Source organism: Streptomyces halobius (assembly GCF_023277745.1).
In the GTDB taxonomy this organism is placed as follows: domain Bacteria; phylum Actinomycetota; class Actinomycetes; order Streptomycetales; family Streptomycetaceae; genus Streptomyces; species Streptomyces halobius.
Genome location: NZ_CP086322.1, coordinates 8,717,091 through 8,732,349 on the forward strand (window position 1 = coordinate 8,717,091; position 15,259 = coordinate 8,732,349).

Annotated in this window: 7 protein-coding genes; all 7 read right to left on the minus strand. The window is 73.0% G+C overall.

Translation table 11 applies throughout. The features are described 5' to 3' along the window. Positions 1-106 precede the first annotated feature (106 nt). The 7 genes from K9S39_RS39615 to K9S39_RS39645 all read right to left on the minus strand — a co-directional run bounded on the left by K9S39_RS39615 (position 107) and on the right by K9S39_RS39645 (position 15,112). Positions 107-1,009, minus strand: a complete 903-nt coding sequence (locus tag K9S39_RS39615; protein ID WP_248868118.1) for an SDR family oxidoreductase — start codon at positions 1,007-1,009, stop codon at positions 107-109. A 7-nt stretch (positions 1,010-1,016) separates the two neighbouring features. Further along, a complete protein-coding gene (locus K9S39_RS39620) occupies positions 1,017-2,465 on the minus strand; it encodes a phthiocerol/phthiodiolone dimycocerosyl transferase family protein (RefSeq protein WP_248868119.1) in 1,449 nt (482 codons plus the stop codon). Beyond that, positions 2,462-3,106, minus strand: coding sequence for a phytanoyl-CoA dioxygenase family protein (locus tag K9S39_RS39625; protein WP_248868120.1), 645 nt, complete (start codon positions 3,104-3,106; stop codon positions 2,462-2,464). The genes K9S39_RS39620 and K9S39_RS39625 overlap by 4 nt, the downstream gene beginning before the upstream one ends. Next, the gene (locus K9S39_RS39630) at positions 3,103-3,456 is read right to left on the minus strand and encodes a 2-oxo acid dehydrogenase subunit E2 (RefSeq protein ID WP_248868121.1); all 354 of its coding nucleotides are present in this window, start codon (positions 3,454-3,456) and stop codon (positions 3,103-3,105) included. The genes K9S39_RS39625 and K9S39_RS39630 overlap by 4 nt, the downstream gene beginning before the upstream one ends. Before the next feature lie 71 nt (positions 3,457-3,527). Continuing rightward, on the minus strand, positions 3,528-4,694 hold the full coding sequence (locus K9S39_RS39635) for an FAD-dependent monooxygenase (protein ID WP_248869183.1): 1,167 nt from the start codon (positions 4,692-4,694) through the stop codon (positions 3,528-3,530). Between the two features lie 2 nt (positions 4,695-4,696). After that, entirely contained in the window at positions 4,697-11,911 is a 7,215-nt protein-coding gene (locus tag K9S39_RS39640) for an amino acid adenylation domain-containing protein (RefSeq protein WP_248868122.1), read from the minus strand. 405 nt (positions 11,912-12,316) lie between these two features. Continuing rightward, positions 12,317-15,112, minus strand: a complete 2,796-nt coding sequence (locus K9S39_RS39645; protein WP_248868123.1) for a helix-turn-helix transcriptional regulator — start codon at positions 15,110-15,112, stop codon at positions 12,317-12,319. Between the last annotated feature and the right edge of the window lie 147 nt (positions 15,113-15,259).

Here is a 15,259-nt window from a genome sequence, read left to right on the forward strand (position 1 = left end):
GCATCCGATCGGGGTCCGACCACCGGAGAAACCGCACAGGGACGGGGCCGTGGGTGCACACCGGCACCTGCGGCCCCGGCCGAGTTCAGGCGGCCGCAGCCGCCTCTCAGGCCTCCCGGTCCCGCGGAGCCGCGACGACGGCGCGGAAGGCCGCGTCCAGCGCGGCATCCGGTAGCAGCCGCGCCAGCACGCTGGTGGCCTGTGAGTCGCGGCCGACGCGGTAGCGGGTTTTCGCCCGGCGCGCGGTGAGGGCGTGGGTGACCGCCTTGGCGAAGTTCTCCGGGCGCGTCGCGCTCGACCGGGCCCGCTGCTCGTTCCGTTCCAGGAAGCGCAGGAAGGACTCGCGGTACAGGCCGGCTACGTCCTCCGGCGCGCCGCCCAGAGTGTCGTGTCCGACGTCGCGGACCTTGCCCCAGATCGGAGTCTTGATCGCCCCCGGCTGCACCACCACGACGGCCACGCCGAACGGCCTGAGCTCACGGCGGAGCGCGTCGCTGAGCCCCTCCTTCGCGAACTGCGACGCCGCGTAGGCGCCGAGGTAGGGGCCGGCGATACGCCCGAGCCCGGAACTCACGTTGACGATCCGGCCCCCGGCCGTTCGGGACAGCGGCAGGAACGCCCGGGTCACGGCGAAGTGGCCGACGAGGTTGGTCTCCAGCTGGCGGCGCAGCTGTGCGGGCGAGACGCACTCCAGCGGCGCCGAGACGCAGATTCCCGCGTTGTTGACCAGCCCCCACAGCCCCGTCCCGGCCGTCTCGTCCGCGACCCGGGCGACCGCGTTCCGGATCGAGTCCTCGCAGGTCACGTCGAGCTTGAGGGGGCGCAGTCGGTCGGTGGACGACGCGGCGGCCAGCGCATCGGCGTCTTCGGCCCGCCGTACGCCGGCGAAGACCCGGAAGCCCAGCCGGTCCAGGCGGAGTGCGCATTCCCTGCCCAGGCCGGACGACGCGCCGGTGATGACGACGGACCGGTCCTTCGGGGAGAACTGCCGGGATGGTGCGAACAACATGGCTCCTTCAGCGGTGCTTGGTGTGCTGAGTGGATGGTGGTCGGCGGGACGCGGGCCGGACGGCGGAGAGGAGGCCGTCCACGCATGCGGTGGCGAGGCGCTCCGCGCGGGGCCGCGGCACGATGTCCTCGACGTGGGTGAAGTTCCAGTGGAGGTGGCCGTGACTGGTGTTCACCGTGGCGACGAAGCAGCCGGAGACGGAGATTCCGGCGATGAACTGGGCACCTGTGACCTGCCACTGGCCGACGCTTTCCGGGAAGTCGTAGCGGCCGATGTTGGACAGGCACAGGTTGCCCGGGCCACTGGACGCCACGCGCCGCACGAACGGTCCGCTTGTCGCGGGCGTCGCCGGGCCGGCCAGACCCAGCAGGTTGATCATGGCGAAGTGGTCCCCGGCCCGTCGGCGCCGTGCCAGGTCCCGGCTCACGTCGCGGGCCATGGGCCACAACGGCAGCCCAGGCCGGTACGCGACATACGAAGGGAGCGTCGCCACGTAGGCGCCCGCCTCGTGCAGGGAGACCGGCGGCAGGAGTTGACCGCGGAAGTCGACAGGCGATCCGATGACGTAGTGCCCCGGTTCGGCGGCGGCTCCGGCGTCGTCCGCGACGGCGGTGACCATCGCCGCGGCGAGTGCCCCGTGCACAGTCGCGCCTTCCCGCCGGCAGGCGCGGCTCAGCGCGTCGAGTTCCTCGGGGGCGAGCGACCGGTGCAGCAGCCGGGTGCGGCGCTGCTCGACGGGCACCGCCTGGCTCGGTGCCACCCGCCGTGCGCGGGTCCGCTGCCGGTCGAGCTGGTCACGCAGCTGTCGCGTGAGGGCGCCAATCGCGCCGGGCAGACCCCGGTGGCGGCGCGGGAACATCGCCTCGGGCGCCGGCAGGGCCCGCCACCCGGCAGGGCCCGGGGCCGCTGCCACCTCCTCGGCCGCGCCGCCGAGCCGGGCGGCGAGCCGGATCCACTCCTCGAGCAGCGCCAGAGCCGTGGTCCCGTCGGCGATGCTGTGCGAGAGCGTGAGCAGCAGGTCGTGCACATGCTCGCCGGTGCCGTCCGGTGCGCCCTGGGTGAGCACCACGGCGCGGGCCAGCGGGCCCGCGGCCCCGTCGATCGGATCGGGGAGCTCTTGTTCGTCGACCTCCCGCTCCCACCAGGCCGCCGGGTTCGTGTCGGTGCCCGCCGTCAGGCTTCGGCGACGCAGCGGGATCGGGCTGCCGGGGCACGGCATGAACCAGGGATCGCGGCCTGCGGCGTCCGCAGCGATGGCGACGCGCAGGAGCGGATGGCGATCCTGCAGCGCGTTGAGCGCCTGGCGCAGCAGCGGCACCGGTAACGGCCCCCGCACCTGCGCCCGGGCGATGACATTGAGCGGCGAGATCCGGTCCGCGATCCAGTACCAGCGCTCCAGTGGGCTGAGCGGTCGGCAGACCGAGGCCGCCGTCGTCGACGACGTATGGGCCGTCACGACGCGGCCCGGTTGCGCGCACCCTCGCCGACCGCGCGCTGGAAACGCTTCGATGGAGCCCGCAGCAGCTCCATCCTGATCTGCCGGCCGAAGTTCCGCGCCAACGTCCCGAGGTCGTACGGGACCTGCGAGGTGCCACGGTGGGCGGGAGGGTTCGGCAGGAGCTCGGGGAAGAGCGGCCCGCCCATCGGATCACCCTGCGTCGGCCCGTGCTTCCAGAACACCGGCATGGCGTTCGGGCGCGGGTCGTAGCGCGCGTCGTCACCGGTGAACCGGAAGGCGATGGCCCGGCGGCCCCGGGAAGACGAGGGGTTACCGAAGAGGTAGACCCGGCGCGACCGCATGGCCTGGCCCGCCACGTGCGCGAGGGGCGAGTCGAACCACAGCTCTCGCATCCGGTCGTTCTTCAGCCAGACGAACATGTCGTGGTAGAGCCCCTGCTTGCGCCGGGAGATGTAGCGGCCGCTCCACGTCGGCTCGGCGGCGGCTCCGTCGACCGCGCGGCGCACCCGCTCGACCCACTCCTGGTCCAGGACCCCGCGGACGCAGACGACGCCGTCCCGGTCCAGCGCCTGGAGCTCCGGCGGAGTGAGGTCCCGCGCGGAGGTCGCGGGCAGGCGGTGGTTCACCGGAGGGATCACGAATCGCTCCAAACTTCAAGGATGCGGCAGGTCTTGTCGAGGACGCGTGCCGCGAGGACTCCGTCGATGGCCGAGTGGTCGGAGGCGAGGACGAGGTTCATCACGGGGCGGATGACGATCTGCCCGTCCCGGACCACGGGGGTGTCCACGGTCGCTGCGCTCGTACTGCCCCGTTGGCCGCGTTCGCGGTAGCGCCGCTGGGCCTGTATGACCCGGCTCATGTCGACCGGGGCCAGGGCGAACAGCGGCGCCACTTTCCTGGCCGGCTGCAAGAAGTAGTAGATGTGGCTGCGTTCCTTGGGGAAGCCGCGCCGGGGTGTCGCAGGGCGTGCCGGTCGGGGATCGCTCATCACTGTGGTTCCGGTCGGGTGCCTGGGGGTGCCGCGCCGTGGGCCCGGTCCTCGGGCCCACGGCGCGGCGCTCACGGGGCGACGGTGGGAAAGGTCAGCAGGGACGCGTTCTGGCGGTACAGCACGGGCGCCGGTACCCACCGGAGGTACGCGTCGCGCAGCAGGCGTGGCACCGGGCGCTCGTACTGCTCGATCAGGCTGAGCCTGCGGGAGAGGTGGACCATCCGCCGCGCCCTGGCCCGACGCCGGGCCTCGTAGTCGCGCAGGCCCTGCCGGAGGTCCGCCGCCGAGGCGAGGCTGCGGGCCAGGACGACGGCGTCCTCCACGGCCGTGCCCGCGCCCTGGCCGAGGCTGGTCAGCATCGGGTGGGCCGCGTCCCCGAGCAGCGTGACCGGGCCTTCCCCCCACCGCTTGAGGAAGGGGCGGTCCTGGGCCGGCACGCTGACGATCGCCTGCCCGGGCGTGACCCGGATCGCCTCCCGCACCTCGTCCGCCCAGCCCGCGAAGGCCCGGACGATCTCGTCCTTGCCGCCGTGCCACGCGCGTGCGGCCGCGGGCGGCATATTCCTCGTGCCCCACCAGTACGCCCGGCCGTGGCCGATGTCGATGAGTCCGAAGCGCTGTCCGGGGCCCCAGTAGTGGCGGGCGCAGCCCTCGGTGAACCGCGGATGGGAGAAAGGGGCCGTCGCCAGCCAGCAGACGTATCCGGGCTCGCGCGGCTCCTCGGGCCCGGCCAGCTGACGGCGCACGGCGGAGTGGAAGCCGTCGGCGCCGATCAGCACGTCGCCGCGCACCTCGCTGCCGTCCGCGAACCGGACCCGGACGCCGTCCGCCGTGGTCCTGAAGTCCATTGCCTTCGCGCCCAGTTGAGGGCCCCCGCCGAGGGCTTCGAGAAGCGCCTGCTGGAGGTCGGCACGGTGGATGTTGACGCTCGGCGCCCCGAGCCGGTCACCGAACTCCTTCAACGGCAGTTTCCTGACCGGGCGTCCGGCGGGATCGAGGATCTGGAGGCTCTCGATGGCCCGTCCGCGCCGCTCAAGGCCGAGGTCGATCCCCAGCGTGCGCAGGGCGGACAGCGCGTTACTCATGATCGACAACCCGGTGCCGGCCGGGCGGAGCTCGCGGGCACGCTCGTAGACCTCGACGCCGATCCCGACCCGGCGCAGGGCGACCGCGGCGGTGAGCCCGCCGATCCCCGCGCCGATGACGATCGCCTTGGGTGCCTGGCCCGCCGTCATGCTCACCTGGTCACCTCGCGGATGCGCCGCGCGACGGTGGCGATGCAGGGCTCCTCCATGAGCTGGAGGTGGTCGCCGGGGACGTCGACGACATCGATCCGGCCGCTGGTCCACGTCCCCCAGCCGTTCGCCGGGTCGCGGTGCGCGCTGCCGACCGCGTGGTGCGCCGGCTCCAGCACCTTCGGCAGCGGCGCCGTCGCGCGCAGCAGGGTGAGGTCCTGGTCACAGGTGTCCGGGCGGTAGTCGAGCAGCGCCTGCCAGTTCGCCCGGAAGACCCGGAAGAGGCGGCGCACCCGGGCGGTCGAACCACCGGGGGGCAGGACACCCGCCTCCACCGCGCGGTGCAGGATGTAGTCGAACCGCTCCTGCTCGCCGAGGCCCGGTGGGAGGGGCTGCGCCGGGGCGTCGCCACCGCGTTCCAGCCAGAGCAGCTCCCATAGGAACCATTCGAGCAGCTGGTCCTCGGCCACGCCCTGGAGCCTTCCCGCAGGGGTGATCGAGTCGAGCAGCACGAGGCGGTCGACGGTCGCACCGGAGGACCGCAGCTGCCGCGCCATCTCGAAGGCCACGAAGCCGCCGAACGACCAGCCGCCGATCGTGTACGGGCCGCTGGGCTGCACCCGCCGGACCGCGTCGAGATAGCTGCGGGCGAGGTCCGGGACGCTGCGCAGCGGCTCCGTGCCCGGCTCGGCCCCCGCCGCCTGGAGCGCGTAGCAGGGCTGGTCCTCGGGGAGGCGCTGGGCCAAGCGGACGTAGCACAGCACGTTGCCGCCGATGGGATGGACGAAGAACAGGGGCGGACGGGTGCCGGAGGCGCGCAGCGGCACCAGGGGGTCGAAGTCCGCCGCGGCGCTCCCGGAGCGCAGCCGGTCGGCGAGCGCGGCGACCGTCGGCGCTTCGACGAAGGCGGACAGCGGGACTTCCGCCCCGTACCGCTTCTCGATCATCACGACGAGCCGCATCGCGGTCAGCGACGTCCCGCCGAGTTCGAAGAAGTCGTCGTGCACGCCCGGCTGCGGCACCTGCAGCAGCTCGGACAGCATCTCGGCCAGGCCGCGCTCGTACGCGTCGCGCGGCGGGGTGCGCCCGGCGGACGGCGGCGGCGGCTCCAGGGCTATCGCGCGCAGCGCCGCGTCGTCCCGCTTGCCGCTCGGGGTGAGCGGCAGTCCCGGCAGCCAGGCGAACCGCGAGGGCACCAGGTACTCGGGCAGCGTGGCGCGCAGCCGCCGTCGGACGTCGCCGAGATCGACCGACGCCTCGTCACCGACCAGGAACGCGGCGAGGAACGCAGGGGCGCCCCCCGGCCGACGGGCCACGACCGCGGCCTCGCGCAGCCCCGGATGGTGCTCGGCGAGCTTCATGAGGGCAAGCTCCACCTCACCGGGCTCGACGCGGAAGCCACGGATTTTCACCTGCGCGTCCGCGCGCTCCAGACAGACGACGGCGCCGCCGGGCAGGACCCGGCCGAGGTCGCCGGTGCGGTACAGCCGGGCGCCGTCCGGACGCAGGGGATGGGGGACGAAGCGCTCCCGGGTCAGCTCGGGCTGTCCCTCGTAGCCCTCGGCCAGGCAGGCCCCGCCGAGGTAGATCTCCCCCTTCCCGCCCTCGGGCACCAGGCGCAGCCGGGCGTCGAGCACCTGTACCTCGACCCCGTCGATGGGCCGGCCGATCGGCGGGAGGTCCGGGAAGGCCGCCGGGTCCCCGGTCATCGGGAAGCTGGTCACCACGTGGGTCTCCGTCGGGCCGTACTGGTTCTCCAGGAGGCAGCCGGGCAGCTCGCCGCACAGCCGGCGGATCTCCTCGGTCACCCGCAGCTGCTCGCCGGAGGAGACCAGCACCCGGAGGCGGCGCGGACGCAGGTCCAGCGCCTCGGCGGCCTCGGCGAGTTGCTGCAGGGCGACGTAGGGCAGGAAGACCCGCTCCACCCCCTCCCGGTCGATCAGACGCAGCAGCGCGGGCATGTCGCGGCGCTGTTCCTCGGACACCAGCCGGAGGGTGCCGCCGCCGCACAGTGTGGAGAAGATCTCCTGGAAGGAGACGTCGAAGCCGAGCGGGGCGAACTGGAGCGTGGTCCCGCCGACGGCGCCGCTCGGCACCCGGTTCTGCCATGTCACGAGGTTGGCCAGGGACCGGTGCGGCATCGCCACGCTCTTCGGCCGGCCCGTCGAGCCGGAGGTGAACAGCACGTACGCGACGCTCTCCGGCGGGATGGGCGGCAGCGGGTGCGGCGGGCCGTCGCCCGGGTCGCGGTCCGGGCCGGCGGTGACCGACTCGGCGGGCAGCACGGCCGACGCGTCCGGGACCAGGCGGGCGTGGCCGGCGTGCGCGATGACGCGAAACGGCTGCGCCTGCGCGAGCATGGCGGCGATCCGCTCCTCGGGGTAGCTGACGTCCAGCGGAACGCAGGCGGCGCCCGCCTTCGCGATGCCCAGCACCACGGCGACCGTCTCCGGGGAGCGGTCCATGGCGACCCCGATACGGGCCCCGGGCGGTGCGCCGAGGCTGAGCAGCCGGCGCGCCACCCGGTCGGCGGCCCGGTCCAGCTCCTCGTACGTCCACCGCTCGCCGGACAGCGCGACGGCGACCGCCCGCGGCGTGTGCAGCGCCTGGCGCTCGAACCGGCGCACCACATCGCCGGGCTCCTCGGTGAGGAAGCCGAAGTCGGGCGTCTCGTCCGGGCGTTCAACGATCCGCCGCAGGATCTCGATGTAGCGGCGGCCGAACAGCTCGGCCTGGGACGCGGTGACGATGCGGCCGTCACCGTCGATCCGCAGCTCCAGGCGCCCGTTCCGGGGGTCGGTGATCGCGTTCACCAGGAGCGGGAAGTTCGTCTGCTCCCAGATCTCGACGCCCGCCAGGCGCACACCCGCGGTGCGCAGAAGCGGGCCGAGGACATGGAAGTTGACGTAGTTGAACGCGGTCTGCAGGCAGGTGTCGGTCCCGCCCTGCGCCTGGATCGCGCTGAGCGGATAGCGCCGGTGCGGGTGGCTCTCCCGCTCCCTGCGGTCCACCTCGCGCACGGCGTCGAGCCACGTCCGGGCCGTGCCGCCGAGCCGCACCGGCATCGTGTTGAGGAACAGCCCGGCCACCCGTTCCCCTTCGGCCCGCTCCGGGCGGCCGTGCGTGACCAGGCCGGTGGTGACCTCGTCCGAGCCCTGGAGCAGCCGGAGCGTCAGGCAGTGCGCCGCGAACAGCAGGGACTTCACCGGCAGTTCGTGGGTGTGCGCGAAGCCGCGGACCGCCGCCGCGAGCCGGTCGGGCAGCGCTGCGTGCCGTACGACGAAACCGTCGTCGCCGGGAGCCTGGTGCGGCCGGAAGGTCTCCAGGCGCGCGGGCGGGGCGGAGCCGAGCGCGTCGCGCCAGTACCGCCGGGTGTCCTCGGAGTCCAGTGCCCGTCGCTCGTCGCGCACATGGGCCGCGAACGAGGGCAGGGGCGTGTCGGCTACCGGTGCCATGTCCTGGCCGAGGGCGTGCAGGTAGTCCTGGAGCAGCTCGCGGAGCAGGTTCGCCACGCTCCATCCGTCCAGGAGCGCGTGGTGGAAGCTGAAGACCAGGTCCACGGCTCCGGACGGCAGGATGTGCACGCGGAAGAGGCACAGCGGGGGCCGGTCGAAGGCGTAGCGGTGGTGGCGCCGCCGCTCGATGTGCTCCCGCACCTCGGCCGCGGCCGCCTCGGCGGAGCGGGAGCGCAGATCGGCGATGCCGAGGGTCCCGACGGCGTCGGCCGCGCGATGCACGATCTGCAGTGGCTGTGCGGAGCCGGACAGGTCGAACGAGGAGCGCAGGACCGGGTGACGGGCCACCAGCCGTGCGTGGGCCTGCCGGAACGCGGCCTCGTCCCAGTCCAGTTCGAGGGTGTACCGGAAGACGTCGTGATAGACGGCCGACTTCTCGTGCTCGCTGCTGTGGTAGAGCATCCCGAGCTGGAGCCGGGTGACCGGATACGCGTCCTCGGCCGCCGCCAGGCGGGCCCGGTCCACGCCCGGCACGAGGGCGAAGGACTCCGGCGCGGGGTCCGCGGGCACCTCGGCGGACGGGCCCATGGACGCGTGCGCGGCCAGCTCCGCGACAGTGGGGTGACGGAGCATGTCGCCGACCGTGAAGTGCAGTCCGCGCCTCTCCGCCTCCGCGCGGATCCTGAGCATCAGGATCGAGTCCCCGCCGAGCGCGAAGTAGTTGTCGTGGACTCCCACGGAGTCCACCTCCAGCACCTCCCCCCAGATGGCGGCGAGGGTCGCCTCGGCCGCGCCCTGGGGTGCGGTCTCGGCCATGGCGCCGGCGCGCGGCGGAGCGGGCAGCGCCCGCCGGTCGGCCTTGCCGTTCGGCGTCAGCGGGATCCGGTCGATCCGTACGAAGTGCGACGGGATCATGAACTCCGGCAGCGCGGTGCCGAGGTGGGCGCGCAGCCGCGTCGGGTCGGCGTCCTCGTCGGCGACGTAGTAGCCGACGAGGTGTACCCCGCGGGAGGCGGACGTCCGGGCGGCCGCCACCGCGTCCCGCACCCCGGGGAAGGCGGCCAGCCGGCTCTGCACCTCGCCGAGCTCCACGCGGTTGCCGCGGATCTTCACCTGCTCGTCGATCCGCCCGAGGTACTCCACGGTGCCGTCCGCCAGCCATCGGGCGAGGTCGCCCGTGCGGTACATGCGCTCGCCCGGCCGGAACGGATCGTCCACGAACGCCGAGCGGGTCAGCTCGGGGCGGCCGAGGTATCCGCGGGCCAGGCCGACGCCCGCGATGCACAGCTCGCCGGGCACGCCGACGGGCTGGGGCTCGTCGTGCCGGCCGAGCACGTAGAGGCGGATGTTGTCGATCGGCCGCCCGATGGGCACCCGCTGGACGGGCCGGTCGGGTCCGGCCGCGCAGCCGTCGTCGGGGCCCGGGCCGAGGTCGAAGTACGAGACGTCGACGGTGGCCTCGGTCGGGCCGTAGAGGTTGACCAGCCGCGGGGCCGGTGCACCGGCCGCGGCGAACACCCGGTGGAACCGCTCGACGAGGGCGGGCGGCAGGGCCTCGCCGCTGCAGAAGACGAAGCGCAGACGCGCGATGCTGCCCGGCAGGCCGGTGTCGCTCTCCAGCAGGTCGATGAACGGCCCGAACATCGACGGCACGAAGTGCACCACGGTGACCCGCTGTTCGGCGATCGTGCGCAGGATCTCCCGCGGCTCCCTCTCGCCGCCCGCCTCAAGCAGCGCCACGCGGGCTCCCTCGACGGCCCACCAGAACAGCTCCCATACGGAGACGTCGAACGAGCTGGGCGTCTTCTGCAGCAGCACGTCGGCGTCGCCGACGGGATAGCGCTTTTGCATCCAGGCCAGGCGGTTGACCACCGAGTGGTGCTCGACCATCACGCCCTTGGGCTTTCCGGTAGAGCCCGAGGTGTAGATGACATAGGCGAGGTGGTGCGGTCCCGCGGCCTCTTCGAGCGGGGCGCCCGAACCCTGCCGGAGTGCGTCCAGGGGGAGCACGCGGACCCCCGGGGCCCGGGGCTGGAGCGCCGGACCGCCTTCGCCGCGGCCGTCCCGGCCGGCGGTCAGGACGACCTTGGCGCCGCAGTCGTCCAGCAGCAAGCGGATGCGGTCCGCGGGGTAGGCCGGGTCGACGGGCACGTACGCGCCGCCCGCCTTGAGCACGCCGAGCAGCGCTACCAGCAGCTCGGGGCCGCGCTCCAGCAGCACGGCCACCCGGTCGTCGGGCCGCACCCCTTCGGCGCGCAGCCCTCGGGCGACCTGGTTGGCGCGGGCGTCGAGTTCGGCGTAGGTCAGCGCCGGGTGGGTCGCGCCCGCGGCGATGGCGTTCCGGTCGGGTGTGCGGGCGGCCTGCTCCTCGAAGAGGCCGTGCAGCGTCGTGTCGCCCGGGTACGGGGCGTCGGTCGCGTTCCGCGTCCGGACGAGGTCCTCGTGCTCCTCGGGGGCGAGCATCGGCAGGTTCGCCACCGGCTCCTCGGCCCGGTCCACCGCCTGTTTCAGCAGCGTTTCGATGTGCCGGGCCGCCGCCTCGACCGGGAAGTCCTCGTCGAAGACGTCGAGCGCGTAGTCGAGGTCGACGCGGACGTCGCCGATGTCGTCGTACTCCCGGATGTAGACGGTCAGCGCGTCCTGGTCGTGGCCGTGCGCCAGCGCGACCTTCTCCACCGAAAGCCCTGGGATGTTCTCGGGCTTGGGCAACCGCAGATACGAGACGGTCACGTCGTACAGACGGCGGGGCCCGGTGCCGCGCGAGGGCAGGGTGCGGAGCAGGTCGCCGAGGGCCAGCCGCTCGTGGCGCTTCGTGGCGAACGTCGATGCCATGATCTGCGTGGCGATGTCCTGCATCGACCGCTCGCCCTGGGCGGCAACGCGGAGCGGCAGCATGTTGACGAACTGCCCGACAGTCCGACGCTCGGCCCTTCCGTGGCGGTTGAGGAACGGGACGCCGAGCACGACCTCTTCGCAGCGGTGCACCCGGGAGAGGTAGGTCGCGAACGCGGCGGTGAGGAATGCGAAGACGGAGCTCTCCCGTTCGCGGATCCGGTCGATGAGCTTCCGGTCGAGCAGGAAGCTGTGGCGGGCGCTGCGCCGGGTGCCGTCCGGGGCGCCGCCGGTTGCCCTGGCCGAAAAGAGCGGAGGAGAGAGGTCCGCGAAGGTCTCCCGGTGGAAGTCGCGGTCGCGCTGCCACGGGGACGATCCGCGGTAGCGGGCTTCCTTCTCTGCTGAGGCGAGGAAGGAGGGCGGTGTGCTCTCCAGGGGGATGCCCGTCCGCATGACGTGTGCGTAGTCCGAGAGGACCTGCTGCGAAAACTGGTCCATGCCCCAGCCGTCGGTGATGATGTGGTGCGCCGTCACGTAGAGGTATCCGACGGACTCGCTCTCGCGGAGTAGCGCCAAGTCGAACAGTCGGCCGCCGTCGAGGGCGAGGGGGCGGCGGTTCGAGCGCTCCATCCAGGCCAGGCACGCGGCCCGCGGATCCGCTTCCCCGGACACATCGACGACCTCGATCTCGGGGATGTCGATGTCGGTCCATTGCACGGGAATTCCGCCCCGTTCCGCGAAACGCAGATGAAAGGCATCGTTCTTCCGCATGGCTCGCCGACAACATTCTTTCAGGACACCGAAGTCAACCTTACCGGAAAGCCGCAGGGCCCCGCCGATATTGAAGCGGGGCAGATCCGGCACCTGAGAACTCGCCGTCCAGATGTCCCGCTGATATGCCGTCAGCGGAATCGGCGATGCCGAGCTCATGGTCGTCCTCCGGAGGGTGGGGCGGCTGAATGGATCAGGGAAAAGACCAGGGCCAGGTCGGGAGTCAGCGGCTTCCGGCCGCTTCCCCTATTACGGCGACACCGCAGACCGGGGCGGTGCGCCACGAGAGAGACGGAATCACACAGGCGAGCCCATGGACAAATCTCGAAAGAAACTGTGTGGTACCCGACTTCATTCGGTTCGGTGTACCGAACAAAGACCCGCCGGGACCTGCGGAGTCCGCCGCGGAGACCGCCGTCACAGCCGCCGGGAAAAGCGGCATCGCGACGCCGCCCGTGACCGGGTATCACGTTCTGTCGGTGAAATTCGGAAAGGCGAAAACGAGCCATGGCGCCCACAGGGGGCGCCATGGCTCGTTCGACACGGTCCGGTGACAGCCGCCGGTCACCCGCGGCTGAAGAGCTCTCCGAGCTCCGTCCGCCCGGCGACGCCGAGCTTGCGGTACGCGCTGGTCAGATGGCGCTCCACGGCGCGCACGGTGACGTGCAGCCGCGCCGCGATCTCCCGGTTGCGGGCGCCGGAGGCGGCCAGGCGGGCCACCCGCAGCTCGCCGGGCGTGAGAGAGGACCAGCGGTCGCCTCCCGAACTGCGCGGCCGCGCCCCGGTCTTGGCCAGCTCGGCGGACGCCCGCTCGACCAGCCTGGCCGCCCCGCACCGGTGCGCCAGATCCACCGCGCGGCGCAGGTGTGCCCTTCCCTGGCGGAGGTCACCGGTGGCCGACTCGGCCACTCCGTAGTCGATCAGCGTCCGGATCAGTTCGAGCCGGGCGCCCGCTTCCTCCTGGCGTGTCACCGCGGTCGCCAGCATGCGCCGGCCCTCCTCGCCACCGGTCGCGACGCCCAGCGCCCACAGCGCCCGTCCGGCCACCCGCGGGGTCCCCCAGCGCTCGGCGAGCCGAAGCTCCTCGCCGGCCAGGTGGCGGGCCCGCTCCCGCTCGCCCAGCGTGGCGTGCAGAACCGCCGCGTCGGACCGCCACGTCAGCAGCGCCGGGTTCGACAGCCCGTGCCGGTCCAGCCGGCGTCCGCAGTCCAGCACTTGAGCGAGCGATCCCTGGATGTCCCCGGACGCCGCCCGCAGCCGACCGACGGCCAGGCTGACCACGGCGCGCTCCCAGCCGTCCACGTCGCCGTCGTCGCCGTACCCGGTCGTCCGGCGAGCGAGAGCGCCCGCCTCGTCGAGCCGGCCGTCGTCCAGCAGCACCGTGATCAGGTGGGCGGCCGCACCGCCACGGAAGCAATTGGGCGGCAGTTCGAAGAACTCGTCCACGGCCGTGGCCCCCGTCGCCAGGGCCTCCCGGATATCGCCCCGGCGCTGGTGCACCATGGAACGGCCGAGTGCGGCCAGTGCCAGCAGGATGCGTGCGCCGGCCCGCTCCGCACCGGCCCCGATCTCGCTGAAAGCCCGTACCGCGTCGGTCAGATCGTCGGTGCACACCAGGCTCAGAGCCACGAAGAAGGCCAGTTCCGAACAGCCCTCGCGGGCCACGAGCCCGGACCGGAACGCTTCGGTGGCCAGCGCCCGGGTACGTGTGGCCGAGCACCCGGTCAGCATGGCGTCCAGAGCCTGGATACCCAGCCGCCATGCCCCGTCGCTCGCCGTACGCCCTGCGGCGGTCTCGCCGGTGAGGGTGTCCGCCGTGGAGACCACCGTGGCCGGCGCCCGGTGCGGTACTCCGGTCACCCTGGCCAGCATGCACTGGACCCGCAGCCGTACCGCGAGCTCCTGCCATGCGGGCGTCGCGGCGTCGAATCCGTCGGTGAGGACGTCGACGGCCGTGTCCGGCCGTCCGCGCAGCAGATGAGCGGTGGACAGAAGAGCGGCCGCCCGGCTCCGCCGGCCCGGGTCCTCAATGGTGGTCATGGCCTCGCTGAGATACCGGCAGGCGACAGCCGGGTCCCGGTAGAGCAGTACGCGACCGAGTTCGGTGAGCAGATGCTCGCGCTCCGTCCCGGACACCGGCTGACGCAGCGCGTGGCGCAGATAGACGGTGGCGTCCTCCGGAGCGCGGCGGCGGAGCGCGTCACCCGCGGCGGCACGCAGGGCGGGGACCACCCACGGCTCGGCCAGCTGCCCCGCGGCGTGCAGCAGATGCCCGGCCACCTGTTCGTTGCCTGCCCCGGCGTCATGGCTCAGCCGGGCGGCGCGGACCCGCAGCGCGGACCGTTCGGCCGTGGCGACCTCGCTCTCCAGCGCTGCCCGTAAGGCCGCGTCGGTGAAGGCGATGCCGGGTGAGCCGGACCGCAGCACACCGATGCGCTCCAGGTCCTGGACCGCTGCGGTCGCGGCCCGCTCGTCGAGCCCGGACACGGCGGCGACGAGGTGCGGGTCGGCGCCGTCCCCGAGGACGGCCGCCACCCGGGCGAGCGCCGTGGCCTCCGTCGGCTCCCGGTGGATCCGGGCGTGTGTCATCCGCACCCGTAACTGCCGTACCAGCCCGTCCAGGTCCTCCGGCAAGCGGCCGCCGACGCCGGTCCGCCGGCTGCGCAGCGTACTCAGCAGCTCATGCACCAGCCATGGATTGCCGCCGGTCGCGGCCCAGCAGGCGTCGGGGAGGCCGTCGTCTCCGAGGGGTGGCCCGAGGCCCTGCCGGAGCAGCCACTCGACGCCGCGTGTCGTCAGGGCGGGCAGCTCCACGTGACGGCACCGGGGATGGTCCAGCAGCTCCGGGACGAACCGGTGGCCGGGGGCGGGCGTGGCCGCCGTGTCCGCGGTGCAGGTGGCGGTGGCCGCGAGCAGGGCACGTATGCGGCCCAGCCGCCGCGTGAGATAGCCCAACCACTGGAGGGACTGCCGGTCGCAGAGTTCGAGGTCGTCCACGGCGATCAGCACCGCATGCTCCGCGCACAGCGCCCGGATCGTCCGGTACAGGGCGTCGAAGACCTCGAACAGCGCGGGCGGCGCCGGGGCGGCCCCGGGCGCGGGGATGTGCGCGGCTCCCGGCGTGCCCTCGAAGAGCTGACGCACCGCGCCGAAGGGCAGTTCCCGTTCCGCGACGGAGCAGCGTGCCGTCAGGACCCGCGTACCACGGAAACGTTCCCGCGTGGTCCACGTGTCGAGCAGAGCCGTCTTTCCCAGACCGGGTGAACCCCCGATGAGAACGACGCCGCTCGCTCCCTCCCGCGCGCAGCGTGCCAGGTCTTCCAGCTCAGCGAGCTGATCGACGCGATCGACCAGTTTCACCAACGATGTTCCTTCCCTGAGGGGCCGTGCCCCGAATTCCTCCAGGGAGCAGATGCGCGAACGCGGGTACCGGTTTACCGCCGGCACCACAGATTGCCATGAGCCCGGTCCGGAGCCGCCATGCGGGCACGTGACCAGGTCGACGAT